Annotated in this window: 25 protein-coding genes and 1 pseudogene; 9 read left to right on the forward strand and 17 right to left on the reverse strand. The window is 36.3% G+C overall.

Annotated features, from left to right (window positions below):
• Positions 1-23: 23 nt before the first annotated feature.
• A complete protein-coding gene (locus HNQ85_RS12440) occupies positions 24-1,613 on the reverse strand; it encodes a multicopper oxidase family protein (RefSeq protein WP_181538049.1) in 1,590 nt (529 codons plus the stop codon).
• Positions 1,614-1,823: 210 nt separating this feature from the next.
• Here HNQ85_RS12440 and HNQ85_RS12445 point away from each other — a divergent pair, with 210 nt between their 5' ends.
• From HNQ85_RS12445 to HNQ85_RS12470, 6 genes are all read left to right on the forward strand, one after another.
• Positions 1,824-2,099, forward strand: a complete 276-nt coding sequence (locus HNQ85_RS12445) for a hypothetical protein (protein ID WP_181538050.1) — start codon at positions 1,824-1,826, stop codon at positions 2,097-2,099.
• Between the two features lie 603 nt (positions 2,100-2,702).
• Entirely contained in the window at positions 2,703-3,188 is a 486-nt protein-coding gene (locus HNQ85_RS12450; protein WP_181538204.1) for a sigma-70 family RNA polymerase sigma factor, read from the forward strand.
• Entirely contained in the window at positions 3,185-4,249 is a 1,065-nt protein-coding gene (locus HNQ85_RS12455) for an anti-sigma factor (protein WP_181538051.1), read from the forward strand. Before HNQ85_RS12450 ends, HNQ85_RS12455 begins: the two co-directional genes overlap by 4 nt.
• Before the next feature lie 20 nt (positions 4,250-4,269).
• Positions 4,270-4,533 carry a hypothetical protein gene (locus tag HNQ85_RS12460; RefSeq protein WP_181538052.1) on the forward strand — a complete coding sequence of 88 codons (264 nt, stop codon included), beginning with the start codon at positions 4,270-4,272 and terminating at the stop codon, positions 4,531-4,533.
• Between the two features lie 296 nt (positions 4,534-4,829).
• A complete protein-coding gene (locus HNQ85_RS12465) occupies positions 4,830-5,207 on the forward strand; it encodes a hypothetical protein (protein ID WP_246326862.1) in 378 nt (125 codons plus the stop codon).
• Between the two features lie 1,447 nt (positions 5,208-6,654).
• Positions 6,655-7,710, forward strand: a complete 1,056-nt coding sequence (locus HNQ85_RS12470; RefSeq protein WP_181538053.1) for a sulfite oxidase — start codon at positions 6,655-6,657, stop codon at positions 7,708-7,710.
• A gap of 3 nt (positions 7,711-7,713) precedes the next feature.
• On the opposite strand, the gene HNQ85_RS12475 is transcribed toward HNQ85_RS12470, so the two are convergent.
• The 11 genes and pseudogenes from HNQ85_RS12475 to msrA form a co-directional block, all read right to left on the reverse strand.
• On the reverse strand, positions 7,714-8,316 hold the full coding sequence (locus tag HNQ85_RS12475; RefSeq protein ID WP_181538054.1) for a DUF3298 and DUF4163 domain-containing protein: 603 nt from the start codon (positions 8,314-8,316) through the stop codon (positions 7,714-7,716).
• Between the two features lie 166 nt (positions 8,317-8,482).
• The gene (locus HNQ85_RS12480) at positions 8,483-8,662 is read right to left on the reverse strand and encodes a hypothetical protein (protein ID WP_181538055.1); all 180 of its coding nucleotides are present in this window, start codon (positions 8,660-8,662) and stop codon (positions 8,483-8,485) included.
• A 153-nt stretch (positions 8,663-8,815) separates the two neighbouring features.
• A complete protein-coding gene (locus HNQ85_RS12485; RefSeq protein WP_181538056.1) occupies positions 8,816-10,735 on the reverse strand; it encodes a vWA domain-containing protein in 1,920 nt (639 codons plus the stop codon).
• Positions 10,736-10,746: 11 nt separating this feature from the next.
• Complete coding sequence (locus HNQ85_RS12490) at positions 10,747-11,637, reverse strand: ATP-binding protein (RefSeq protein WP_181538205.1); 891 nt, start codon at positions 11,635-11,637, stop codon at positions 10,747-10,749.
• A gap of 285 nt (positions 11,638-11,922) precedes the next feature.
• Positions 11,923-12,012 (reverse strand): annotated as a pseudogene (locus tag HNQ85_RS18080) (metal-sensitive transcriptional regulator); the annotation flags it as partial.
• A 103-nt stretch (positions 12,013-12,115) separates the two neighbouring features.
• A complete protein-coding gene (locus tag HNQ85_RS12495) occupies positions 12,116-12,490 on the reverse strand; it encodes a helix-turn-helix transcriptional regulator (protein ID WP_181538057.1) in 375 nt (124 codons plus the stop codon).
• Between the two features lie 147 nt (positions 12,491-12,637).
• Complete coding sequence (locus HNQ85_RS17960; protein WP_343046509.1) at positions 12,638-12,865, reverse strand: TVP38/TMEM64 family protein; 228 nt, start codon at positions 12,863-12,865, stop codon at positions 12,638-12,640.
• Positions 12,819-13,187 (reverse strand): TVP38/TMEM64 family protein, encoded by a 369-nt coding sequence (locus HNQ85_RS12500; RefSeq protein ID WP_343046510.1) that lies wholly within the window; start codon positions 13,185-13,187, stop codon positions 12,819-12,821. The genes HNQ85_RS17960 and HNQ85_RS12500 overlap by 47 nt, the downstream gene beginning before the upstream one ends.
• Before the next feature lie 394 nt (positions 13,188-13,581).
• A complete protein-coding gene (locus tag HNQ85_RS12505; RefSeq protein WP_181538058.1) occupies positions 13,582-14,040 on the reverse strand; it encodes a hypothetical protein in 459 nt (152 codons plus the stop codon).
• Positions 14,041-14,270: 230 nt separating this feature from the next.
• Entirely contained in the window at positions 14,271-15,173 is a 903-nt protein-coding gene (gene purU / locus HNQ85_RS12510; protein WP_181538206.1) for a formyltetrahydrofolate deformylase, read from the reverse strand.
• 185 nt (positions 15,174-15,358) lie between these two features.
• Positions 15,359-16,333 (reverse strand): peptide-methionine (S)-S-oxide reductase MsrA, encoded by a 975-nt coding sequence (msrA, locus tag HNQ85_RS12515; RefSeq protein WP_181538207.1) that lies wholly within the window; start codon positions 16,331-16,333, stop codon positions 15,359-15,361.
• Positions 16,334-16,503: 170 nt separating this feature from the next.
• Here msrA and HNQ85_RS12520 point away from each other — a divergent pair, with 170 nt between their 5' ends.
• Positions 16,504-17,418, forward strand: a complete 915-nt coding sequence (locus HNQ85_RS12520; protein ID WP_181538059.1) for a CobW family GTP-binding protein — start codon at positions 16,504-16,506, stop codon at positions 17,416-17,418.
• 120 nt (positions 17,419-17,538) lie between these two features.
• Here HNQ85_RS12520 and hmpA read toward each other — a convergent pair whose 3' ends face one another.
• The gene (gene hmpA, locus HNQ85_RS12525; protein WP_181538060.1) at positions 17,539-18,777 is read right to left on the reverse strand and encodes an NO-inducible flavohemoprotein; all 1,239 of its coding nucleotides are present in this window, start codon (positions 18,775-18,777) and stop codon (positions 17,539-17,541) included.
• Between the two features lie 181 nt (positions 18,778-18,958).
• Here hmpA and HNQ85_RS12530 point away from each other — a divergent pair, with 181 nt between their 5' ends.
• Positions 18,959-19,417, forward strand: a complete 459-nt coding sequence (locus HNQ85_RS12530) for an Rrf2 family transcriptional regulator (protein WP_181538061.1) — start codon at positions 18,959-18,961, stop codon at positions 19,415-19,417.
• 193 nt (positions 19,418-19,610) lie between these two features.
• Complete coding sequence (gene speE / locus HNQ85_RS12535) at positions 19,611-20,480, forward strand: polyamine aminopropyltransferase (protein ID WP_181538062.1); 870 nt, start codon at positions 19,611-19,613, stop codon at positions 20,478-20,480.
• A gap of 296 nt (positions 20,481-20,776) precedes the next feature.
• On the opposite strand, the gene HNQ85_RS12540 is transcribed toward speE, so the two are convergent.
• The 4 genes from HNQ85_RS12540 to HNQ85_RS12555 form a co-directional block, all read right to left on the reverse strand.
• Positions 20,777-21,943 (reverse strand): acyl-CoA dehydrogenase family protein, encoded by a 1,167-nt coding sequence (locus HNQ85_RS12540; protein ID WP_181538063.1) that lies wholly within the window; start codon positions 21,941-21,943, stop codon positions 20,777-20,779.
• A gap of 80 nt (positions 21,944-22,023) precedes the next feature.
• Positions 22,024-23,523 (reverse strand): aminotransferase class V-fold PLP-dependent enzyme, encoded by a 1,500-nt coding sequence (locus HNQ85_RS12545; RefSeq protein WP_181538208.1) that lies wholly within the window; start codon positions 23,521-23,523, stop codon positions 22,024-22,026.
• A 216-nt stretch (positions 23,524-23,739) separates the two neighbouring features.
• A complete protein-coding gene (locus tag HNQ85_RS12550) occupies positions 23,740-24,159 on the reverse strand; it encodes an acyl-CoA thioesterase (RefSeq protein WP_181538064.1) in 420 nt (139 codons plus the stop codon).
• Between the two features lie 242 nt (positions 24,160-24,401).
• Positions 24,402-25,247, reverse strand: a complete 846-nt coding sequence (locus HNQ85_RS12555; RefSeq protein WP_181538065.1) for an HAD family hydrolase — start codon at positions 25,245-25,247, stop codon at positions 24,402-24,404.
• Positions 25,248-25,280: the final 33 nt, after the last annotated feature.

Below are 25,280 nucleotides of genomic sequence, written 5' to 3' on the forward strand. Positions count from 1 at the left end.
TATTTGGAGGGGATTTATCATCGTTATTCGGGTTTATTTGTTGTATCATTAGGGTTTGGTGTATAGTCAGATTTGTAATTTTTATATTTCAATTCTGTGACCATTCCGGCTGAAGCGTGGTGCAAGTCATGGCAATGGAACATCCAATTTCCCGGATTATCAGCTTTAAATGCGACTACATATTCTTCACCCGGTTTTAAATTCAAGGTATCCTTAATCAATGGAGAGCCTGTAATTGGCTTACCGTTTTTACTTAATACTTGGAAGAAGTGTCCGTGTAAATGCATAGGATGTAAATCTGTAGGTGAATTGTTCACTAATTTTACTTTTACTAGATCTCCTGTCTTCACATTGACAGGTGCTGTTTCAGGATACGTTTTACCATTAATAGTATAGACCATGCCATCTTTGCCCATCGCTGTTCCTAAATCCATTGTGTACTCTACATCATATTTTTGGTCTAACGTAAATTGACCTAATTCATGTTTTCCGTATTTTGTCATATCAACGGTAGGGAGGTTCTCTTTTGCATTTGCTTTGTCAGTATTGCTTGTTGCACCTTCGTATTGAATTTTCACTTTCATGTCATCGGTACCTTTCATATCACCGTGACATTCTAATAACCATTCTCCCGGATTATCCGCTGTAAATTCAATATCGTAACGTTCACCCGGAGCAATATTTAAAAGTTCATCTTTGATTGGTTGCGGATCTTTTAACGGTTGCCCGTCTGTTGCGACAATTTTAAAATCATGACCATGCAGGTGGAGTTTGTGGGACATGTATCCTGCGTTTACAAGGCGAAGTCGTACTTTTTCGCCTTTCTTCACTTTTAAAGGTTCTACAGCGGAACCACTTTTCCCGTTAATCGTGAAAATATCATACATGCTCATATCATGGCCCATGCTGCTCATATCCATATGTTGGTTATCCGAGCTATTTCCATGCCCCATATTACTATGATCCATCCCACTCATATGCATATTTCCTTCATCCGGATTGCTCATCCACTCATCTAACACAAGTGTATAATCTCGATCTACTTTTTCCTCATTCTTAGGTTCTACGATTAATGTACCGTATAATCCCTTGTCCACTTGTTTCGCACTTTCTTGATGGGAATGATACCAATATGTTCCCGGTACAGTAGCTGTAAATTCATACGTAAAGGTTTCACCCGGTTTAATTGCGTTCATCGTGACACCCGGAATTCCATCCTGACTATTTGGAACAGGGTAGCCATGCCAATGAATCGTGGTTGGCTCCGGTAGTTCATTTTTGAAAACGATTTTCACCGTGTCTCCTTGTTTTACATGAATTTGTGCTCCGGGAACTGATCCATTGTACGTGTAGACCGGAAGTTTAACTTGATCATTGATTTGTAATAACGCTTCCTTAGCAGTAAGATTAATCTCTTTACCGGATAAAACTTCTGTATTTGTTGCCAAAGGCAGTTGCTCACTGACTTCAGAGGTTTTGGATGTTTTTTCCTCCTTTGTATTCATGTTTGACATATCGTGCCCTTGCATGGAACTGTGCGAAGCATTATTTGAGCAGGCTGTACCAATCGCAACGACTCCAGCTAAAATGGTTCCAAACAATAATTTCTTCATGTATTTCCCTCCATAAACTTGTGATGTAAATCATACTAACATCATCATAAAAAATAAATGTGCAAAATTTATGGAGAAAAGAGTTATATAAGCAAATTTGCACAAAGTAATTTAAAGAAAATGGCTATTTTCTAAAAGATTGTTGTTATAAGGCTTAATAATATATAATTGAAATAAATAACATAATTGTGTCGATTTGGATGATTATCAATGAATAAAGTCTGGTATGTGTTAATATTTTTAACATTTGCCTATCAAGTTAGTTTTTTAAACTGCTATTTAAGTGAGCAATTAGTTGATATGAACTTAACATTAGCAAGAGTGTATTGGGTATCATCAGGACTTTTAGGAATAATTTTAGGTGCATATGTCATTCTCAAAGTGAAAATAGGGCTATTTGGTAAGATGATATCCTTTATGGTTATGTTTTTTGGCATTAGTTTAATAGGTTTGTGGTTATTGGCATTAGGAATTACCTCGATGTAACTTATTAAATATACATTCGAATGTATTTAGTGGTTAATTTTTACAAAGAGGGCGACATCTAAATTGAGGTCTCTCCTTAAATAATATAAGTTTCAATAGGTTAGGAGTTTAACTATGGGGATTGTCAAAAATACAAAAACAATCAATGCTTTTAGTCTTTTCCTTGTGTCGATCCACTTGCTTATTCTCTATTCGTTCGTTTTTATGACAGACAAATTAGATACAAGGTTTGGGCAAATAGGTTCTCTGATTACATTAGTTTTAGGAGTACTCTTTTGTTATCAATCCTTTAAGATTAAATCGCCGTTTAGATATATTTTGCTAATAACAACGGTTTTTGTATCAATTTTAGATGCATTGGTTTTGCTGATATTCTTAATTGCTTGTTTTTAAAAGGAGTGTTATGCACTCCTTTTTATTGTTTCAACAGTTGTAAATATACATGTAGAGTAACAATCTATACGAAAACAGCCAAGATTTGTTTTTTCGATGTAATTTTTTTAAAAAATTTTTGAAAAACAGAAACATTTTTGTTTTTTATGCGTCTTTTATAGCGGAAGGAGAGTGGAAACCATTGCCAATAAATTTGAATTTGATATACTTATGCACTTTTATTCAAAATCCCTTTTTCGCTATCTGTACAGATTAACCAATGATTATCATTTGGCAGAGGATCTCCTGCAGGAAACATTTTATAAGGTTTATTTACATGTAAGCAGCATAAACGAGGTAGCACAAATAAAGTCATGGCTTTACCGGATCGCTTATAACACCTTCATCGACCACTGCAGAAAAGCAAAAAAGATGCAGCTTGTACAAGTCGATGATTTCTTTGCGTCGTTAAAGCTAGATCCATTATTAGAAACGGAAAACGCGTTTTTGCAAAAATATGAGCTGGAGTTGATTTATACACATTTGTCCAACATGAAAGAACTGCAACAAAAAGCCATTATGCTCGTCGATTTAAAAGGATTTAGCTACAAAGAAGCGGCGGAGCTGTTAAACGTAAAGCTCCCTTATTTAAAAAGCCTTGTGTTTCGGGGCAGGCGGGAATTAGAAAAACGATTACGCAATGAGGTGAAGGGATGAGAAAAGACGAGTTAAAACAATTATTGAAGAAATATCAAAATGGCACACTAAGCAAAGAGGAAGAACAGAAAATAGAGGAGCTTCTAGAAAGTTTTGACGTATACAATGAATTTCTCAATGAAACCCTTCATGATGAAGGTATAAAGGAAGCAGATCTTGCAAAAATGATGAAAAAGGCCCAACAAAAATTCTTTTTTAGAAATACGCTGCTTGTTGTATCGTTTATACTCACGATTGTTCCCTTATTGACTATGTTTACTTTTGTTTATTACGGCTGGGGGCGAGAGCATAACAGAGGGAACGAATTTATTGAAACCATTCGAACGGTGAGTGAAATGACAGCGCCAAATGTGTATGTAGATTACGATACGGTGGATGATGAGATCAAGCCCTTTACCATGACTGTCATGACCGACAAATATAAATTGATGGATGATAAAAAAATTTATCTAGGCAAGGATACTTACAAACTATTTTTCAATGATGTGTTTGCTAAAGAATCGAATTATCGAGCGATGGGGTATTCGATTCATCACATTGGAATCAACTTTATTCATCCGAAAGCCAAATACTTTTTACCTGACGAACGAAGAAAAATTGAATCTCTCCCGAGCGATTGGCCGGTTGAAATCTATATTTCCCTGAATCGATCCTATTCCTTAAAAGAAATAAATGAAAAATTCAAAGGATATAATATGACATGGCTTGCGTTGGACACTGGTGTAGAGGAACAGATGAGGAATGATTTAGATTTCATCCAAACACCAGCAATTGGCTTTCCATACAAAAAAGTACATGTAGATTCTGTATTCAATCGCTCGTTTACTGATTACGAAGAAGTAGTTAAAGGGCTCGATCTATTGAGAAAAAACGAAAAATGGGCAACACAACTAACGGAATACAAAGACTTAAAGATGGCCGAGCGACTAAAATGGATAAAAAAACATAAAGAATTGAAGATTTATGGAATCGCTATGACAGGAACCGCCAAAGATGTTTTGTCTTTAGAAAAGATGAAGGAAATCAACGTGATTCGATTAGGTCAGATCCATTTGCCATAGTAAAGGAGGAATAGTCGAAAATGAGAATGGTAAGAATCAATATCCTAAATACATTGGTGGCTATATTTTTGCTTATTTTGTTAAATGTACAAATTATAGCGGAGATCCCTGTTTTTGATATTAGTTACATTTGGATTTCATTGTTCGGAATGCTCATATGTTTGCTTGGCCTCATAAAAGAAGATCGATTCTACTCATATTTAGGCGGCATCCTTCACTTCATCCTAATCGTTTCTTGTATGGGAATGATTTGGTTTGGTATAGGAATTAACTATCAGCCATAAGAAAACTCATGGAAATCACAAACTGAACTGTCACCTTGGCAAATTCACATGTTAAAACACTTACCAATTTCTATGTTAAAATTCATATTTCCATCTGGTAAAATAGAAAGTTTCATGGATAGTTATATAGAAGAGATTTCATGAACGTCTATTGAATATATTTTTACGGAGTTTACCCGATAACAAGTACTGATTATTAGAGAATATATAAGGAGGAACAGATTTGAAAGGGTTTTTGAAGTTATTGATTGGATTGTTTTTCGCCTTTTCTTTAACAGGATGTATTGGAGAGCACTATGGATTTTACACCTCCTAGCGTTTCACTCGACATCGACAATGGTATTCAATTAATTCAATTAAAAGAAGCGAATATAAATTGGTATTCCGATAAACATTACAATAAAGAAACGAAAGATATTCTATCCTTGGCTAGAAAACAAAAACAAGTGATCGTGAAGTCAGGTCAAGAAGTTCAAATACTTTTTGACAGTGAAGATTTTAAGGTCTTAGACTTAAGGGTTTGGCTATGGCTGAAGGATAAAAAGATTGAATTGAAACTTGGTAAAAACCGTTATTTTTATTTCCCTAAAGAAAAAGGAGAGTATCTATTGGAGGTAGACCTTCGTACCGATAGCGGAAGTGCTCAATATGTTGGGAATATAGTTATTAAGTGATAGTAAATTCTCAGTCATGAAAAAGTACGCAGAAGCGTTGTGTTTAATTAGACAAAAAGAACCAAGAAATTTAGATTATCGTTATAAATTAACGGCATGTACTCCTTATCCTATTATGATGGTTTAGAATAATAATTCACTTTATTGGATTTTATTACAGAAGAACCCGGTGTTATAATTCGTAAATTGAATATTAATGCATGAAATCTAAGAAAATCAAGTCGAGTGGCTTGCAAAATTATTGCTTTTTAAACGATGTTCACTTTCTTAACCAGATAATCAAATTAATTCTTGTATCTTACAAATGTCAACAATTTCTTTGTTCTCTTGTAAGAGTAACGTTGCAAACGTATGTGTCTTATTAGATGAGGCAATGAAAATCGCTTTGACGGTATCCAGCTTTTGCTAGTGTTTCTTTAAAAATTTTATGTAAATCCCGTGGATCTAGTTTATTGCCGCTTTTATTAAAAAACTGGCTCTCGCGGATGCAATTGATGCTCTAGACAACCATAGGGTGAGGAGGGAGAAGCCGCTCTTTTTCCCTTCACCAAATGTGTGTACAGTTCGATTTTTTAATCGATTTGTTGTCATGATAACCAACTTTCGGCATTTTACATTAGCAAACAATTTCATAATTTGTTGATACAAGTAATATAGGTCAAGAAATCTAAAGGATAGAGCGGAGTGATGAGACAGTACTTACACTTTACTGTCTCTATTTTTGCGATTTATTTCCATTCATTTCATTAATCTAAAAAAACGAGGATATGAAGTTTATTTAAAAAAACATATTCGTTTATATATCAGCGGCAGAAAAACAATTAAAGGCGGAAAAACAATTAAAGGCGGAAAAACAATTAAAGAATTTTACAACTGGATTTATCATGATAAAGGGTTATACTTGAGACGCAAATTTGAAGCGTTCCTGGATCAAAATTTTTGGATACAGAAACATTGCAAAACGCGAAATTAAAGACAAAACATGCTGTTGCCGAAAGAAAAAGCTTTTATCGATTAATAAAATTATTGCATTCATCAAGCATGTGAAACTGCTGGAATTACATTAGGAACGTATTATACATGGATAAAACGTGACAAATCATTCTCAGTGAAGAATTTTAAAAAATTAAAGAAAGGGAAGTTAAGTAGCGAATAACTACTTTTATATTTTCTGGATTTTAGTTTACATAATATAAATTATAGGAAGTTATAAATAAGGAAATGTAAATTGTCTCATTAAAAAAGTAAACTTCAAATAGTGAGACAAAAAAGAATTTGAAACAAAGTCAATCTTAAAGTCGCTCTGATACATAAATTTATTTCTATATTTATACTGGACAAGCTTAGTGCGGGATTTTTAATCGGATCCAAATGATTCAAATGTAATAACAACTTTTTTTGAACTCATATATTCTACTAAATTCATCTTTTTAAGGAGTGAAATTCTTTGGAAATACATCCGTATTTAACGACAAAGACGCTTGTTCCAGAAAATCAGGAATCTCCTATTCATTTTTTACGTAGTCAGAAAATTTTTCCTCTTCCGTATTTTTATCGCCGTAATCATTTCTCTTACCCTTTCCTTCTTCCGAATCTGTATTATTTAACGATCTACGGATTGGTTCATCACCCTTCTTATTTTCACCTTGAACAATTAAAATTGATGCCGTCCAAATCTTTCGTTATTCCACTAGAATGCGCGGGTAATCAGCGGGATAAATTTATACCGAAAGTGTTTGGTGAGCAATGGAAAGGTGGTGCAATGAGCCAGGCTGAATGGAAAGGTGTTCCGCTAAAGGATATTTTGTCAAAAGCCTGTCTACAAAAAGATGCTAAAGAAGTTGTATTTATTGGTGCTGATTGTGGTAGACGTACAGATACGGTTGGTGTTTTCTATTACGCAAGAAGTTTGCCTATTGCAAAAGCGCTGCATCCCGATACGATGATTGCTTATGAATGCAATGGTCAGCCAATTCCGTTTAAACACGGCTATCCGCTGCGATTAATCGTTCCTGGGTGGTATGCAATGGCTTCGGTCAAATGGCTGCAACAAATTATCGTGATTGACCAACCATTTACCGGCCCATTTCAAGCAGTTGATTATATATACTATCCACATAAAAACAGCGATGCTAATAAAAAACCCGTAACAACGATCAATGTAAATTCTCTCATTCAATTTCCGCTTGATTTTTCTATACATGATACAGGAACGATTGTCATTGAAGGAATTGCTTGGACAGGAAATGGAGTTATTACGCAAGTAGAAATTAGCGTTGACAACGGTGAAACATGGAAAGAAGCAACATTAGCCTCTCAACATGATGAACCTTACGCCTGGACTCAATGGTCGTTTGTATGGGAAGCCTATGAAAAAGGCGAATATATCATTTTGGCTAAAGCAACCGATTCAAGCGGCCGAACTCAGCCATTTGCTGCCATGTGGAATCGGAAAGGATATGGTTACAATGCTGTACAAAAAGTTCACGTTAAAATTGAATAATCTTTATGAGAGCATTTTGCCTAACGGTGATTCTTCATCCACAATATTTTGTATATTATAGACCGAAATCGGAAAATAAGGAAATCCGAATACGTAGGCAGTTAAGTCATACAACTGAAAAAACAGCACAAGCGCTTTATCAGCTATATAGTAATCTTGCTGTGGTGAGACTCCCTTAAATTCACTAAGCAGCAACATATCCCGCTCTTTAATTTGTTGTTTTACCTCCTCGGATAGTATGGATGTGTAATTGCTGTTCGGTTTGAACAGTTCGTGAAGCGAATACTTTTTTCCGGTTTTTATATCAAATGTCAATCCTTTTAAAATTGTTAAACCATGTGCCCCGCCTGAATAAGCGTAATTTTCAATTGTTACACTTAATACTCCTTTCTCATTTGATTTCAGTTCAAATGTCCCTGTCATCGTTGTCATTGGATTTTCATAAAAACCTTGATTGATTATTAATTGCTGTACCGTTGTTAAAATGTCATAATTGATTTTTCTTTGTACTTCTGAATTTTTCAGCCCATAAATAACGGGATAATAAAGCTCTAAACGATTTGTTTTTACATGTTCCGCACGAATCTTAACCGGTAATTCTATCATATTCCCGCTCCTTTACTAGAAGTTCACATCAGACTATTCAAAACGGAGGAAAACGTGCGCAAAAAAATGTGCAGCAATTCCCAAGGGTGTGTTCATGGGTGAATTGCTGCACATTTATTGTAACTGTTTCAGTAGCAGAAAAAGCACTGTATCATCCTTCCACTAATTATTTATAGCGCACACCAATATACTCAACACGAATGAGGCCGCCTTTTTCTTTTGCGTATTGTTTAACAAGTTGTTTCGCTTTTAAAAATGCTTCCATCATGCCTCTAGCAAGAATAGTCTCCTTCCATGCTAGATGTTTTGGATAATCTGTTTTAAAAGAAAATAAATATTGTTTCATACATTCCCTCCTTTTAAAATCTTTATTTTTTAAGACAAAATCATTATATCATATAACTGTATCAATATTTTATAGAAACTGTTACAATTATGTTAACTTTTTATAAAGGATTAAAAAGCGGCTGTTGAAAGCCGCTTTCATATATATTAGTTGTTATAAACTTTTATAGAGGAGCTTCTTTAAAAGCGGGAATAGAACGTCGGGGAGTTCTGCAATATCAGGAACGAGAATACTGTATTTGCCATAAATATTTTGAATCGTTTTCTTTTGACCTTCATCAATTTCACCATTGGCTAAAAAGACATTGATCACTTCGATTCCCAGTTTTCTTGCCTCAATCACCGCTTCGTGCGTGTCAACAATCCCATTTTGTTCATAGCCGAATGCCGCTGGCTCTCCATCAGAAAAGATGAGCAAAAACTTTTGTTTTTCTGTTCGCTTGAGCATTTGTTCTGTCAACACACGGATAGCAAACCCATCACGATTATCTTCTTCAGGCTCCAACTGCATAATTTCCGGTCCGCTTGTTTTTTTCAGCGAGCGGTCAAAAGAAATGACGGTTTGAAAATAGTTCGGTTGTTTTGTTTCTGTCGCCTCGTTGGTGTCTTCCCAAAACCCGACAATTTGATGCGGTACGGAAACAGATTTTAACGCTTCATGAAATAAAGTAATTCCTAATTTCGTTTGCTCCATTTTATCATACATCGAAGCAGAACAGTCGACTAAAAGAGAAAAGACAGCATCAATTTGTGTTGACGGTTGATGCTTCTTATAAAATAGCCTTGGGTTCTCGTCAGTCAATAAACGGAGCAATTTTTTGTTCAAACGTCCAAAATGTAAATCGCTCCGAGGCAGCGTTTTCTTATGTTCCAACGTTTTTTCAATCATTTGTTTTAATTTCTTTTGATATGGTGCTACTATTGTTTTGTTTTGTTCGTATTGCACCACGTCTGCACTGGAAGGGAAAGTTGGGGAAATAAATATTGGAAAAGCATATTTATTTTCTTTTCCATAATCATGAGAGAGATGTCCTTCACGAATATCCCGCTTTTGTTCCAACGCTTCTAGTTTTGAATAGTCTTTGCGTGAACTTTTTTGCGCTGAGCCTTGGACAAGCGCTAGCGCCTGATCTCCTGCTTCCCCTTCGCGTACTCCTTCCCCCAGCAAATCTGTTTGCGAGCCTTGTTCTAAGTCAAACTGCAGAAAACTTTTTGTCATGTCGCTCGTTTCACGATTCCACGTCGGTAATACATCATCATGAATGTCTTCGTCGCCATCTTTCTTCTTATCTAATACATCACAATTTTTTAGCGGATCTTTTCGTTTTAAATCATCAATTGTAAGACCACGTTCTTCTTGTTCATAAACGTTTTCCGGAAGGTGGAAATAGGTGTTAAGCATATCGTTTTCTAATATTTCATCTAACACTTCTATCATTTCAAGAACGATTTCCGCAACATCTTTTGTTGATTTTGTTTCAAAAAATCTTGTAAGCATGTTGCGTATAAACGGCATTGCTAAGTCAATCTTTTCGCTGATAGGCAATACATCTTCCAGCGGTGAATCAGCGGTTAACAAAAGATAAATCGTATTAAACAATGCGTCAGTATGGACGGCTTTGACAAGATTGAAGTTTAATTGACTTTTAAAGTAACGACGGTAGACTTTCCGGCGAATGGAAAATGCTTTCTTCGTTCCTGGCCGCTCTTTTTTACAAATTTCTTCAAGCCGGACATCTTCCGCCAGCATAAATAGTTGTTTAGAAAAGCTAGGGACAGATGTTGTTTTAATTCGTTCAATGAACCGAACAACTTCTTTGAAATCAGTGTGATACAAACTGCCGATTGAGCGAAGAAACACATCGCTTTTCATTCCGTTTACTTTATCCTCGAGTGGACGATTGTCCCAAAAATGGCTGACGAATAATTTGCGATGAACGATGTCGACATAAGATTGATAGCCGAATTCAACTTCCCATTCTTCGTTTTTCGCCAACGTTTTCGCCAAATCAGAAAGCTGCATAAAAAGGAACGAATCAATTTTTTTATCATTAAATTGAATAAATCGATGCATCTTATGAACCCTCACTCAAAGAGCGTTTCGGCAATGTTTTGAATCGCTGCCTTTTCTCGCTCGTCTTCCAGCTTTTCAATAATTCCTCGTTGAATCGCACGGAGCGGAGGTAAATAAACCGCTAAATCGCACGTATCAATAAGGGCGCGAATCGAAGCAGCTTCTTCGGAAATTTGCCCATTTTTCACCTGAGTGATCAAATCAGCTGATAACGTTACAAATTTATCAATAAGTACAGTGTCTTTTAATTTACTTTGTGTTTGTAATACGGTTTTTAATGTTTCACCTTGAATATATGGTACTTCAATAACAATAAAACGATTTTTCAACGCTTCGTTCAACGGCACTGTTCCAACATATCCTTCATTAATAGCGGCAATCACTCCAAATGTCCCTTTTGCCTTGACGACTTCACCTGTAAATGGATTTGTAATCATTTTTCGATAGTCAAGTACACCGTTCAAGATTGGTAATGTCTCAGGTTTTGCCATGTTAATTTCGTCAATATATAATAAGTGCCCTTTTGTCATTGCTTGAATCACGGGACCTGGAATAAACTCAATCGTTGTTTTCCCTGCACGCTCTTGAATAGTTTTAAAGCCAAGTAAAGCTTCCGCATCCAAGTCAACCGAACAGTTGATACTATGCATTGGTTGCCCAAAAATAGCTGACAATGTTTCGGCTAATTTTGTTTTTCCTGAACCTGTCGGACCTTTTAATAAGACATTTTTCCCTAAAGAAAGCGCGACAATTGCGTCAAATAATACTGAATCGTCAGATGGCGTATAGCCACCTTTACCAATGAGCCTAGAATCTTCGTCATTGGAAAATTGTTGTTTTCGAGCTTCTAATGTATGTTTGATCTCCTCTGGAAGATGTAAATGAATCATTTCTGTTGACATATCGCTAATCCTTTCTATTTCTTCTTCATCATCAATCATACATCAGTATTCTACTAAAATGAGAAAGTTTGTGCAAAAGTAAACAATCAATAAGGAAACCATAAAAATATTATGTAAATTTATATATAATAGATGCGAAATGATTTCGCATCTATTGTCGATTTTTTACTAATCAATTCACCGCTTCTTCAATTAACTTTTCGCTTTCATGATCTCCTTTTTCTATTTCTTGACAAACACAATGTTCTAAGTTTAACCATCACAGCAATCATGAGTAGATAATTAGGTTACTACATCTTTACACTTGTTTAACACACCACGCATTTGGCCTTCAATGCGTTTTAGCTGATTTTTAATTTGATGATCATATATCACGTCGGTGTACTCTTTTTCTTCAAACTCACGATAAAATACATACCCTTAACGGTAAGTAAACGAATACCATAATCACTTATCGATGATACCGAAAATGAAGAAATTATCCAAAGTTGTCTTTTATCGCTTTCCGAATTAACGCATCGCAGCGGTCTAACTCCGCCTTTAATTGTTTTTTATACAATTGTGCTTTTTTATATCCATCTTCCGTAAAACGATAATATACGACTTCCTGATATTTCATTCCTTCTTTTTTCATTTTCACTTGTTTTAAAATACCATCTTCAATTAAATCATGAAGGGCCTTATATACTTCTGAATGATTGGGCCTGTAACCAAACGGTTTAAATTCTTGGCGAAGCACGTCTAATATTTTTAGTCCATATAAACGCTCTTGTTCAGTTAGCGTTATTAAATACAACTTCAAAAAAGCGCGTTGTTTTAAAAGAAAGCCGCTTGGAGTTCGTTTATCTCCCATGGAAATAGAAACCCTCCCTTTCATGTAAAGCTGCAAATTATTATATTGTAATCATTCAAGGGAAATAGTTAAAATCCTTCTTTACTTATAGATATATTGTTTCATTCTATTCATTTTTAATTTAGAACATAGTGTTATTAATAAAGTTTAAATATAATTATTTCCATTTTTTAGACTTATTACAAGTAAGAAAACAGAACATAAACCTAAAATGACTTTACCATTCGTTGTCCATTGCGTCATTTCGTTCACGGAATAGACTTCTAATAATAGTGCAGGAGCTTTGCCAATTGTACTCGCTGTAACAAACAAAGCAAGCGAGACTTGACTAATCGCAGCTGCAAACGTTACGATGCCAGACGGAATCAACGGCATGATCCTTAACAAGAGAATGAGTAAAAATGCTTTTTTTCCTTTGGTATCTAAAAGCGGTTTTACTTGGATAATCGGATAGTTTATTTTCGAAAACGCGTTGAAACCCTTTGCGATACACTAAAAAAGCAATAGCGGCACCGACTGCTTCACCGATAAAAGAGATGAAGGTACCTTCCCAAAATCCAAATACGATTAAGTTAGCAGCTGTAAGGAAAACGCTTGGGATGACACCAAAAATGCTAATGAGGATATTAGCAGCCACACTAATCCAAAAAGCAAATGCTCGATATTGCTGCAAAAACTCAACGAACTGCTCCTGCATATACATTCCTCTCTTACTATAAACTAACAATATTATTATAGAAAAATATCAGGTGATGTCACAAATTTTGTTGATCTTTCTCAACAACTCTGGACAAATAATAATGTTCAGGAACAACTGAATTTTTTCGTTTAGTAAACATATGACAAACGCATATATAAAAGAAGAAAACACCCGTATCGCGCTAACGGGTTCTGTTTTGGGAGGGAAAACGATAAAACGCATACTTATTTGTCTATTAAATCTCACTCAAAATAACACTAAAATTAGCACAAAAAAACGCTTGGCCACCCAAGCGTTTTCCTTTTAGATTTACTTTTGATTATCAATGGTTTCAATGGTCTTAAAAATTCTTGAGAAAACATCCAAAATGTTTACTTCGTTGACTGTATTGTTATAAAGGCCATATCCCCAATATTGTTCCATTCTCGCCAGATTGGTAATATCCAGCGGCATAATCTCCTGATTTTGTATCAGGAAAATCTTCATAATCCGTTTCCTCATCGACGAAAGGTACATAAGATTTTTTTGACTCAATAAAGAAAAATGGAATACCAGAATTTTTGTAGATTTTAGCATAAGGTGCTTTAGCAGCTTCAGATAAATGTTCTTTCATAATAAAGACCGCATTATATTTTGAAGATAGATTATCTTGAGTTAAATCTTTTAATTCCATACCTTTAAAAACAATATTTTGCTCTCGAACTTTTGGAGCCTTACCAACAACACCGATAGTTAATTTCTTCCCGTCATATAATGGACTATTATTAATTTCATTTTTATCATTATTACACGCTGATAACGATAAAATAGACAAAGTAAGCAATAATAACAGTATGATTTTCTTTTTCATTTAATCCTCACAAATCTTATTATAAATCTTAGTTCCCCTTTTATTATTTCCTCAACTCCTATTAAAAGATCCTCCTTTGTGGAAGGAAGATTTTCATAGGTTATCTCCAGTACAATATATCTTTTATATCAAATTCCTTTTCTGTTATTCCTAATCTCTGAGTAGAGATTCGCTTCACTCCGTCAAGGTCTTTTGTTGCTTCACAAAATTACCGTAGAAAAGAAACAACTTTATCGGAAGACGATGGTTTTATTTTGGTGAATGAGAACCCGATCTTCAAGATGCCATTTCAAGGCTCGAGAAAGTACCGTTTTCTCGATAATGCGACCGATTCGCTTTAAATCTTCTGGGTGATGCTTATGATCAACCCTTGCTACATCTTGTTCAATAATGGGGCCTTCGTCTAGCTCGTCTGTTACATAATGCGATGTTGCTCCAATCAATTTGACGCCACGCTCATACGCGCGTTCATACGGTTTTGCACCGACAAACGCCGGAAGAAACGAATGGTGAATATTAATAATCTGCGAAGGAAATTCCGCTACGAAATCTGATGATAATATTTGCATATAGCGAGCAAGCACAATGGTGTCAACTTCATACTCTTTCAATAAAGATATTTGCTTTTGTTCCGCTTCTATTTTATTTTCCTTTGTGACAGGAATATAGTAGTATGGGATACCAAGCGCTTCCACACTGTCTCGTGTATGTTCATGATTGCTAATGACTAACGCTAAATCAGCAAGCAATTCACCTGCCTGCCATTCCCAAAGTAATTCTAATAAACAATGCTCTTCCTTAGAAACAAAAATAGCAATCTTTTTTAATTCACTATGTAAACTAAAACGCCAGTTCATATGAAACTGCTTAGCGATGGATTCAAAAGCTTTTTCCATCTCGCCTTTTCTCGATATCATCTCAGGACAATCAAATTCAATCCGCAAGAAAAATGTACCGCCTTCTGGATCTGTTGAATATTGACTCGATTCAACGATATTTGCTCCTTGATTATATAAAAATGTTGTTACAGCGGCGACGATGCCAGGTTTATCAGGACACGATATTAATAAACGGGCTCGGTCTTTATATTTCTCTAAAAATGTTCGCAGACGATGTTCTCGGAAATGACTCATTCCCCATATCCCTCCATAAATAGAAATTTCTAATAATTTATCATCTATAATACCATAATCAATGACCGATGCAATAAAAAGAGGTCGTCTCATAAGGGTCAGACCTCACGCATCAATCATGTAAGTGTAATACACTACGATTGTGGTTGCGGGGGTCTGCCCTTTTGCTTTTGAGACAACCTCTTTTATTTGTCTTTTTCGAATAAAGATAAATATTGTCCGTATCCTTCCTTTTCCAGTTCTTCCTTTGGAATAAATCGTAACGCCGCAGAATTAATACAATATCTTAACCCTGTTGGATCCGGTCCATCGTTAAATACATGTCCCAAATGAGAATCGGCTTCGCGGCTACGAACTTCAGTGCGAATCATTCCATGGCTTAAGTCTAATTCCGTTTTAATATTTTCTGGATGGAGCGGTTTTGTAAAACTTGGCCAACCGCAGCCAGAATCGAATTGATCTAATGAACTAAATAATGGTTCACCAGAGACAATATCCACATAAATTCCTTCTCGCTTATTATTCCAATACAAATTGTTAAATGGCGGCTCAGTACCATTTCGTTGTGTAACCTCATACTGAAGAGGTGTTAGTTTTTTGCGGAGTTCTTCATCACGTTCTTTGTCAAACCAATGTTTTTTAAGAAATGCATCGCGTCCTGAACCGATTCGATACAGCTTATAGCGAAGCGGATTTTTTTTATGATAATTTTGATGATATTCTTCGGCTGGATAAAATGTTGAAGCTGGTAAAATTTGTGTAACAATCGGTTTAGAAAAGCGCCCGCTTTCTTCTAATTCACGCTTAGATTGTTCCGCTAAGCGGCGTTGTTCCTCATTATGATAAAAAATGGCCGTTCGATACGATTCACCGCGATCGTGAAATTGCCCGCCCTCATCCGTTGGGTCGATTTGCCGCCAATAAATATCTAAAAGTTTTTTATAAGGGAATACATTCGGATCAAAGGTGATTTGTACAGCCTCATAGTGTCCAGTAGTGTGTGAGCATACTTCCTCATATGTTGGGTTTTCTTTATGACCACCTGTATATCCGGATACAACTTTAATAATCCCTGGCTGTTCTTCGAATGGCGAAACCATGCACCAAAAACAACCGCCGGCAAATGTTGCTAACTCGTACTGTTTATCTGTATGTTCCATCCATTTCACCTCACTGACCTCTTTTCTTCCATCATAACGCAAATCTTAGATGGAGGCAAAAAAACAACTCTTTAGTCGGGAAATGAAAATAAGGTATGTAAATCTTGCTCTTTTAAAGTGTTTCGTTCTATTATTAAGCGTAATGAATATAGAGTAGAAAGGAGAAAAGTATGTCCAACGTCGAAGTCTACATATTATCAGGCTTTCTCGGAAGCGGGAAAACAACGCTATTACGCAATATTCTGAAGCAAGAACAAGAGAAAAACCGAAAAATGGCCGTAGTGATGAATGAAGTGGGCAGCGTATCTATTGATTCAGATACTGTTTCAGACGATATACCCCTCAAAGAGTTGTTAAATGGATGTGTTTGCTGTACCATTCAAGATCAGTTTGAAGTACAACTTCATTCTCTCTTACAAGAATATGCACTTGATGCCATCTATATTGAAACAACAGGTGTCGCTCATCCAGTTGAAGTGCTCGATGCATGCTTATCACCATTGTTTGCAGATAAAGTGGATGTTCGCGGCATTATTAGTTTAGTAGATGCAAAACGATGGAAAGATCGTCAACAATTAAGCCCACAGCTGCAAGTCCTTTTAAAAGAGCAAATTCGCCATGCTGATGTCATTCTTATCAATAAAATAGATGATTTAAGCGAACGGGATCAAGCCTCTGTTTCTTTTGAGATTCAGTCACTTAATCCGCAGGCACTCACTATTTTAACGACCTATGCGCAAGTGAATTTGGAAGACATTCAAAAGTTGAAACTTGTAACGAAAGAGCCACATAAACAAGCACAGCTTCAGCAACAGTTACGTATTCAAACATATGTTCATACTTTTACACGTCCTGTGGATATGGAGAAGTTTGAAGAATGGCTGCGAAACCTTCCAGACACCATTTACCGTATGAAAGGATATGTGCGGTTCAATCACTTAGACGGATTGTACTCATTTCAATATTCTTACGGTATGCCGATTTATATGAAAGAAATCATGAATGTACCGACGAATTTAGTCATTATCGGTGACGCTCTCAACAAAGAACAAATTAAAAAAGAACTCGAGCAAATCGAGCAATAAAAAAGCGGCTGACCAAAAAGTAAAGTATCAGACCCCACAACCATAATATATAGTACATACTATCATATTGTGGATTGCGCGTGAGGTCAGACACTTATCCGGTCAGCCTTTTCCGTTATATTATTTTGTTAAATCACCAGCTGGTCCAAAAAATTCATAATGAATTCTCTCTTCTGGCACACCCCATTCTTTTAAAGCATGATAAACTGTCTTCATAAACGGAATAGGGCCACAGAAATAAAATTGAGCGTTTTTGTCTTGGACAACTGATTGAATCCATTCTAAATCAATGAATCCTTCCTTCACAAAGTGCTGTTTTTGACGGTCTTCTTCAGAAGGAGATTGATAGCACACATAATACGAAATATTTTCATTTTCTTTAGCTAATTGGCTTACATGCTTATGGAACGCATGGACGTTACCGTTAATCGCGGCATGGATGAACGTCACTTTTCGTTTTGGTTGACGTTCAGCAAGTGTATTTAACATGCTTAACATTGGCGTAATGCCAACTCCACCGCTAATAAGAACGACTGGGATATCATCTGTCATCGTTAACGTAAAGTCACCCGCTGGAACACTTAACTCAAGAATATCTCCTTCTTGTATATGATCATGTAAGTAGTTCGACACGATTCCTGCCGGCTTTTGTTCGGTTGCTGCTTCTCGTTTTACACTAATGCGATAATATTCTTTACCCGGTGCATCTGACATACTATATTGACGAATATGCGTATATGGCTCTCCTGGAATCTTCACTTTGATACTTACATATTGTCCCGGACTAAACTCCGCAATAGCATTCCCGTCTTCCGGTACTAAGTAAAACGAAGTAATGACGTCGCTTTCTTTCACCTTTTTCTTGACAACGAACTTGCGGAAATCTTTCCAGCCTCCTTCTGCTTCTTCTGCTTCTTTATACAATTGAGCTTCCACTTGAATAAAGACGTCAGCAAGAACTCCATACGCTTCTTTCCAAGCTTCGATGATTTCATCGGTCGCCGCATCACCTAGTACATCTTTAATCGCCATTAATAAATATTTTCCGACAATCGGATAATGTTCAGGTTTGATACCTATGCTACGGTGTTTATGGGCTATTTGTGTGACGACTGGCAGAATCACCTCAAGTTGATCAATGTGCTTCGCAGCGGCATAAACCCCAGCAGCTAGCGCTTTTTGTTGTCGACCTTGTTTTTGATTCGTGTGATTAAAAATGTTTAACAATTCTGGATGATTCGAAAGCATCGTTTTATAGAAATGTTTTGTTATTTGTTCTCCGTATTGCTCTAACACCGGAACTGTTGACTTAATAATTTCAATCGTTTTTTCACTTAATAATGGTTTCGTAACACTCATCGTCTATATCCCCTCTTTTTTAAAAGATGTATTTCATTTACATCTTTATTCAATCATGATTTTTTTATAAAAGCAATATATAAAATACATCTTTAAAAAATTGTTCACAATTCTATGTTTTTATGATTTTTCTAATTCATGTTAGAATAAGTGAAGAAACTATGATAAAGGTGTGAAAGTGATGCACTTAACAACATATACAGACTTCTCATTGCGAGTGCTCCTTTATTTAGGCGCGCTTGAGGAGGGTGAAAAAACAAGTATCAAAGAAATTTCACAAACGTTTTTGATTTCCGAAAACCATTTAAGCAAGATTGTGTACGAGTTAGGAAAGATCGGTTTGATCGAAACAATTCGTGGACGAAATGGTGGCATCCGTTTAGCAAAGTCGCCTAGCGAGATTAATATCGGATGGGTTGTTCGCCAAACAGAGGATAATTTATCGCTCGTTGAATGCTTTGGGGGGCGTGGAAACAATTGTATCGTGACTCCCGTTTGTCATCTAAAACACATTTTTCACGAGGCGCTGCAAGCATTTTTAAAAGTGCTTGATTCCTATACGTTAGCGGATTTACTTCAGAATAAAGATGATCTGAAAAAATTATTCACTACGGCTTTAGATATGAACAAAAGCATCTAACTATGTTTAAGTTAGATGCTTTTTATATTTTTGAATCTTTTTGACATACTAGAACAAAAACGTTTTTCGTTACCTAATCATTAAAACACACGACAAATTTCGTCAAAAATGTAATACTTAGTTTGTCACATTCGACAAAATATATTAATATTAGAAAGGTGTTACAAAAATATGACTTTCAAAGGAGGCAAAAATGAATAACGTACCAAAGCAATTACCACCTTATATTAAAAACGAAAATGGTGAACTTTGGTTAACAGAGGACGAGCGTGAAAATCTAAAGATTAGCTATCGCATCAAAGACGTCATTTTCTCGGACCAATCACCGTTTCAACATGTAATGATTCTTGATTCTTATGATTTCGGCAGAATGCTCGTTCTTGATGGAGTTGTTCAAACGACTTCTATTGACGGTCACATTTATAATGAAATGATTTCACACGTTCCGCTTCAATTTCATCCATCACCAAAAAAGGTACTAATTATCGGCGGTGGTGACTGTGGAGCAGCTCGTGAGGTTGCGAAATATAAAGAGATTGAAGAAATTCATATGGTTGAAATTGACGAGATGGTTGTAAAGGTATGTAAAGAACATCTCACAGATGTATCCGGAAATCTTTCCGATCCTCGTGTGAAATTTATATACACAGACGGCGTAGCGTTTATTAAAGAACATGCGAACACATACGATGTGATTATTATCGACTCTTCCGATCCTGTTGGTCCAGCGAAAGAACTGTTTTCATATGAATTTTATAGCAACGTTTATCGCGCGCTAAAAGATGATGGTTTGATGGTTTGTCAAAGCCAATCTCCGATTTTCCATATGGACGTGCTAAAACAAACTCGTGCGAACATTAATAAATTGTTCCCATATTCTACTGTTTATACTGCAACGGTACCTACTTACCCTGGTGGACTATGGAGTTTTACAATCGGCTCAAAAATCCCGCTTTCTCTTTCAGAAAGCAAGTCAATACCAAATGATACAAAGTACGTAAATGCTGATGTATTAAAGCAATGCTTTCAGCTTCCACAGTTTATGAAGCAACAGCGATTGTAATATTGTAAAACAGATTGGTGGGCTTGCCGCAAAATGAAAAAAAGGCGCGCCCACCATATATTCAAGAATCCCTAACTCATCCATTATTTCTCCCGTTCGATTCATCCACACTTTACAGAACCCAAAGTTTCTTAGCACCAGCAATATCTCATGCATTAGACAAAATCATAAATAATACCTCTTCTTCTCTCTTAATCTGTCCATTACGAGCGTATATGAGACGAGAGTTGGTCTAAACGGTTTAATATCATTAACGCTAATCACATGATGTTTTCAAATCTACTTATTTAGTAAATTTACTCACGAGAAAATGCCCGCTGAGCGAGCAGAGATAGAGTGATATCATCAGCGGGTGGATTATGAAGCCCTGCTCTTACATCACGATAAAATCTTTGCAGTGGACTAGAGGTAAATAAACTTTGTCCTCCGACAATGCGCATCGCTTGGTCCACAATTTTAACAGCCGTATTCGTTGCTACATATTTGACAGCAGCAAGTTCCGGCCCCATATGTAGATGTTTATCTGGATACTGATCCCATTTTTCGGCGACCGAATACATAAAATGCCGGGCTGTCATGAGTTCGATGTCAATTTCCGCTATCTTTCTTCGCACCTCTGGCAACTCTTTAATCGGATGGGATAAACTGTTTGGCTGATACGTTTGTGCAAAATGAATCGCTTCATTTCGCGCAGCAATGGCAATGCCGATATAGCAAGCGGGAATATGCAGTAACCATCCTTGAGGGTTCCCTTTTTTCTTTTGTGATTTCATTTCTACGAGCGCTTCTTCCGGCACTTCGACATCTTCGAGTATTAAATCATCACTTCTTGTTCCTCTCATTCCGAGTGTGTCCCACGTTTCTTCTATTTTAATTCCTTTCGTTAACCTCGGAATAAGAAAATCGGCTACCTCTCCCGTTTCCATTATCGTTGCGGAAACGATAAAATAATCAAGTGCCGGAGCCATCGATGTATACGTTTTTCGTCCATTAATCATCCAATTGCCATTACGCTTTTTCGCTGTCGTTTCCGGTTTTCCTCCACGTGCGGGACTTCCTGTTGCTTTTTCTGATTGAGCGCTATTTATTACATATTGGTATTGAATAATTTCTTTACATACCTGTGAAAAAACAGATTCTTTCCATTTTCTTTCTTGGGCGATATTCATAATAATTCCTAAATGCCAGCCGAGCGATAAAGCAGTTGCTGCGTCTCCTTGAGCAATGGTTTCTTGCACTAACAGAAATTCATAGAGAGAAATTTCCTGTCCGCCGTATTTTTTAGGAATGGTCAGCGAAAGAAACTTCGCCTTCTTTAGTTCTTCGAAATTTTCAAACGGAAAAGCAGCTTTCTCGTCATATAGATGAGCCCGCTTTCGAAAACGGTCTGCTAGTTGTTTTGCTTTTTCGTATAATTCCTGTTCTCGTTCTGTACGAATAAATAACTCATATATATCATTCATATTCTTCATCTTTCCTTTTTTTATTGATTTGCTACTTATTTTACCTGCTGTTTTTCATAAATGGAAACAAAATGAAATTGTTAAATCTCAAATAATTGACGAATGTCTTTATTATCTTTCAGATGGTAAAACTCGTTTTTCTCTTTACTATATATATAATCTTTTTTCCATTCATCTTTGTATAGCGTAATATAACGGATTGCACGGACAATTTCATATATCTCTTCATTTGTCATAATTGGATGAAGTGACACGCGGATCCATCCCGGTTTATGGAGAAAATTGCCTTGTTGAATTTGTTGCGTTATTTGTTTTGACTTCTGCTTGTCAATTTTCAATAAGTAATGACCATACGGCCCAGCACAAGAGCACCCTCCCCGTACTTGAATACCAAATCGGTCGTTTAGCAATTTAACCGCTAAATTATAATGAATCCCTTCGATAGTGAAAGAAACAATCCCAAGCCGATCTTCACGATGCCCCTCTAAAATGTGTACATGAGGAATCGTTTTTAAGTTTGACAATAAAATCGAAACCATCTCTTTTTCCCGCTCTATTATGTTTTCCACACCCATTTGTTCTTTTAACTTAATCGCTAGTGCTGCTTTGATCGTTTGTAAAAACGGTGGTGTCCCCCCGTCCTCACGGGATTCAATATCCGAAATATACTGATACTCTCCCCAAGGATTGGTCCAAAGAACGGTTCCGCCTCCTGGATGATCCGGGACGTTGTTTTGATATAATCGTGAATCAAATATTAAAACACCGGCACTTCCTGGTCCGCCTAAAAATTTATGCGGTGAAAAGAAGATTCCGTCTAATTTTTCAAGAGGGTCATCCGGGTGCATATTAATGGCTGTGTATGGAGCTGACGCGGCAAAATCAACAAAACAAACTCCACCGTGCTCATGCATAATTTTCGCCAACTGATGATACGGCGTTTGAATTCCTGTTACATTAGAACATGCAGTAAATGCACCGATTTTCACTTTTCGGTGACGATATTGATTTAATAGCTGTTTTAAATGTCCCATATCTACATCTCCGTTGTTCGTTGGTCGAATCGTTACGACATCACCAATCGTTTCCATCCAAGAAAGAATGTTCGAGTGATGCTCCATATGAGTAACAAAGATAATCGGACGCTCTTCATGAGAAAAGGATAGCCTATTCTTTAGCTGTTCAGCGATTCGTATTCCTAAAATGCGCTGAAGCTTATTGATGGCTCCCGTTGTCCCTGAATCGGTCATAATAATAACGTCATCGGTATTGGCATTTACATGATGTTTAATCATTTCCTTTGCTTTCTTGTAAGCCAATGTCATCTTTGTTCCTGTTATATTCGACTCTGTATGTGTATTCGCTACAAATGGCCCGATTTCCTCGCTTAATTTTTTCTCAATCGGTGCGTATAGACGCCCACTCGCTGTCCAATCAGCGTAGATCATTCGCTGTTTGCCAAATGGTGAATCAAAATGATGATGAATCCCGATCGTTTGTTCTCGGAATCGTTGAAAATGGGATTCTAATGCTCCCCGAAATGTAAAAGCGGCTTGACCAATGCGTACCTTGATGTCCATATGAACGGCCCTTTCATCTAGTCTTCTATCCATAAAGTATGTGATTTTCCCCAAAATGTTAAATAAAAAAACCGCAATCCCTATAGAAGATTACGGTTTTAATGGAGTATAACATGATGAATGAAGCAAAGCATTAAGCTGAAAGTACATTATATTTTTTCTGCTTTCACTCGTAGAAGTTCTATGGTATTGTCCTTTTCTTTGTTAATAATAGTTCTATTTCATTTGTTCTGAATGATGAGAAACATAGTAGAGTAATTTCTCACGCAAATGTTTCGGTATTGGTTCGCTCTTTTGTAGTTGAAAATTAAAATAAACAATCGTTGCTTCTCCAAGAGCGATAAGTGTACCTGTTTTCGCATCACTCATGCGATGGACCATTTGAAAACTCTTGTTTCCAATCTTTGAGATGTTTGTTTCAATTTTAATACATTGATCGAAATAGGCTTGATTTAGAAAATCACACTTCGTAGAAGCGACGATAAAACACCATTTTGCAATATTTGTTTCAGCCCTTAATTCTTTAAAAAACTGTATGCGTGCATCCTCTAAGTATACAAAATAACTTGTATTATTCACATGCCCAAGCGCATCTGTCTCACAAAACCGCACTGTCACATAAGTAATATGGGTCATATCCTTCCCCCTATTATCCTATTATAACGATACCCAAAATAATTGTACTAACCGGTTAGTATGTAACTTTTTTAACAATCATAACTTAATTTTACTTCTATTTCAACAATTTTATGAACATTGTATTAATAATATCTTTAATTACTTTTTATATTTTTATTTTGTTCATTTAGAACATAGTTTGTTTTGAACTTAATATGCTGTCTCAATAAGCACCATTAGAACCTTTAGATTTTTTCGCTTTAATGTAATGGATTGGCTAATTTTCGTAAAACTTCTAAGCTGTCTTTCAGTTTGTCAACAACGATATCGGCACTTTCTTCATTTCCGATTTTATGGGAGTCGATATAGATTGTTTTACACCCAAGGTTGCGTGCCGGGATAATGTCATTCAACAAGTTATCCCCTACACTCATGATTTCGTCAAAGCGAACAGCATATATTCTAGCAATCCATTCAAATCTCTCGGCTGTTTTTACCGGTTTCCCTGCTTCAAATATTTTTTTATGAAAACACATGGATAAACCTAATTTTTCGAGTATCACTTCGCTATCCGGCTTCGGACTGTTCGTCATTAGCACTAATTTGATATCGTCTCGAATTTCTGTTAATGTTTCTAATAATCCGTTAATTGGCTTCATCTGAAACTGCGGACTCATCATATACTTCCTCGTTTCGAGAAATGCCTGATAAGTATCTTCATTGTTTAAGCCATAATGACGTCCAATCGAGCTTGGAACCCACCATAGATCACCGATACTGAACATATTGTCTAGGTTAACAGTAATTTTGTTAGGATATATCGTTTGTATCTCGTTAGCGGTTAATTTTGTTCCATCCCAATGGTATGCTTCTTTTACCACGCCATCACGTACCAAGAGGATTAAATCCCTTTGAACGTCATATACACTTCCGATTTTTAACGGGTGATGTCCAGAAAGAACGGCTTCATAGTCACTTCGAAATTTCTCTCTTTTGTCCTCGCTTAACTTTTCTTCAATTCGTTTGGCATAGTAAGCAAAATGGTGTGTGTCTTCATACAATGTACCGTCTAAATCAAACACAATCACTTTAATAGTAGTACTCATCTGTTCTCCTCCTGCCTCTTCTCTCTTTATTTA

Source organism: [Anoxybacillus] calidus (genome assembly GCF_013760845.1).
Classification (GTDB): Bacteria; Bacillota; Bacilli; order Bacillales; family Anoxybacillaceae; genus Paranoxybacillus; species Paranoxybacillus calidus.

Coding starts and splice junctions, on each gene's coding strand:
- purU (WP_181538206.1), bottom strand. CDS start 15,173: ATGAGTCATTTCCGAGAACATCGTCTGCGAACATTTTTAGAGAAATAT.
- HNQ85_RS12475 (WP_181538054.1), bottom strand. CDS start 8,316: ATGATAGAATTACCGGTTAAGATTCGTGCGGAACATGTAAAAACAAAT.
- HNQ85_RS17960 (WP_343046509.1), bottom strand. CDS start 12,865: ATGCCGTTGATTCCGTCTGGCATCGTAACGTTTGCAGCTGCGATTAGT.
- hmpA (WP_181538060.1), bottom strand. CDS start 18,777: ATGAGTGTTACGAAACCATTATTAAGTGAAAAAACGATTGAAATTATT.
- HNQ85_RS12455 (WP_181538051.1), top strand. CDS start 3,185: ATGAGAAAAGACGAGTTAAAACAATTATTGAAGAAATATCAAAATGGC.
- HNQ85_RS12490 (WP_181538205.1), bottom strand. CDS start 11,637: ATGTCAACAGAAATGATTCATTTACATCTTCCAGAGGAGATCAAACAT.
- HNQ85_RS12450 (WP_181538204.1), top strand. CDS start 2,703: ATGCACTTTTATTCAAAATCCCTTTTTCGCTATCTGTACAGATTAACC.
- HNQ85_RS12555 (WP_181538065.1), bottom strand. CDS start 25,247: ATGAGTACTACTATTAAAGTGATTGTGTTTGATTTAGACGGTACATTG.
- HNQ85_RS12550 (WP_181538064.1), bottom strand. CDS start 24,159: ATGACCCATATTACTTATGTGACAGTGCGGTTTTGTGAGACAGATGCG.
- HNQ85_RS12545 (WP_181538208.1), bottom strand. CDS start 23,523: ATGGACATCAAGGTACGCATTGGTCAAGCCGCTTTTACATTTCGGGGA.
- HNQ85_RS12495 (WP_181538057.1), bottom strand. CDS start 12,490: ATGGGAGATAAACGAACTCCAAGCGGCTTTCTTTTAAAACAACGCGCT.
- HNQ85_RS12505 (WP_181538058.1), bottom strand. CDS start 14,040: ATGAAAAAGAAAATCATACTGTTATTATTGCTTACTTTGTCTATTTTA.
- HNQ85_RS12480 (WP_181538055.1), bottom strand. CDS start 8,662: ATGAAACAATATTTATTTTCTTTTAAAACAGATTATCCAAAACATCTA.
- HNQ85_RS12440 (WP_181538049.1), bottom strand. CDS start 1,613: ATGAAGAAATTATTGTTTGGAACCATTTTAGCTGGAGTCGTTGCGATT.
- HNQ85_RS12520 (WP_181538059.1), top strand. CDS start 16,504: ATGTCCAACGTCGAAGTCTACATATTATCAGGCTTTCTCGGAAGCGGG.
- HNQ85_RS12465 (WP_246326862.1), top strand. CDS start 4,830: ATGGATTTTACACCTCCTAGCGTTTCACTCGACATCGACAATGGTATT.
- speE (WP_181538062.1), top strand. CDS start 19,611: ATGAATAACGTACCAAAGCAATTACCACCTTATATTAAAAACGAAAAT.
- HNQ85_RS12500 (WP_343046510.1), bottom strand. CDS start 13,187: ATGCAGGAGCAGTTCGTTGAGTTTTTGCAGCAATATCGAGCATTTGCT.
- HNQ85_RS12485 (WP_181538056.1), bottom strand. CDS start 10,735: ATGCATCGATTTATTCAATTTAATGATAAAAAAATTGATTCGTTCCTT.
- msrA (WP_181538207.1), bottom strand. CDS start 16,333: ATGGAACATACAGATAAACAGTACGAGTTAGCAACATTTGCCGGCGGT.
- HNQ85_RS12445 (WP_181538050.1), top strand. CDS start 1,824: ATGAATAAAGTCTGGTATGTGTTAATATTTTTAACATTTGCCTATCAA.
- HNQ85_RS12530 (WP_181538061.1), top strand. CDS start 18,959: ATGCACTTAACAACATATACAGACTTCTCATTGCGAGTGCTCCTTTAT.
- HNQ85_RS12540 (WP_181538063.1), bottom strand. CDS start 21,943: ATGAATGATATATATGAGTTATTTATTCGTACAGAACGAGAACAGGAA.
- HNQ85_RS12460 (WP_181538052.1), top strand. CDS start 4,270: ATGAGAATGGTAAGAATCAATATCCTAAATACATTGGTGGCTATATTT.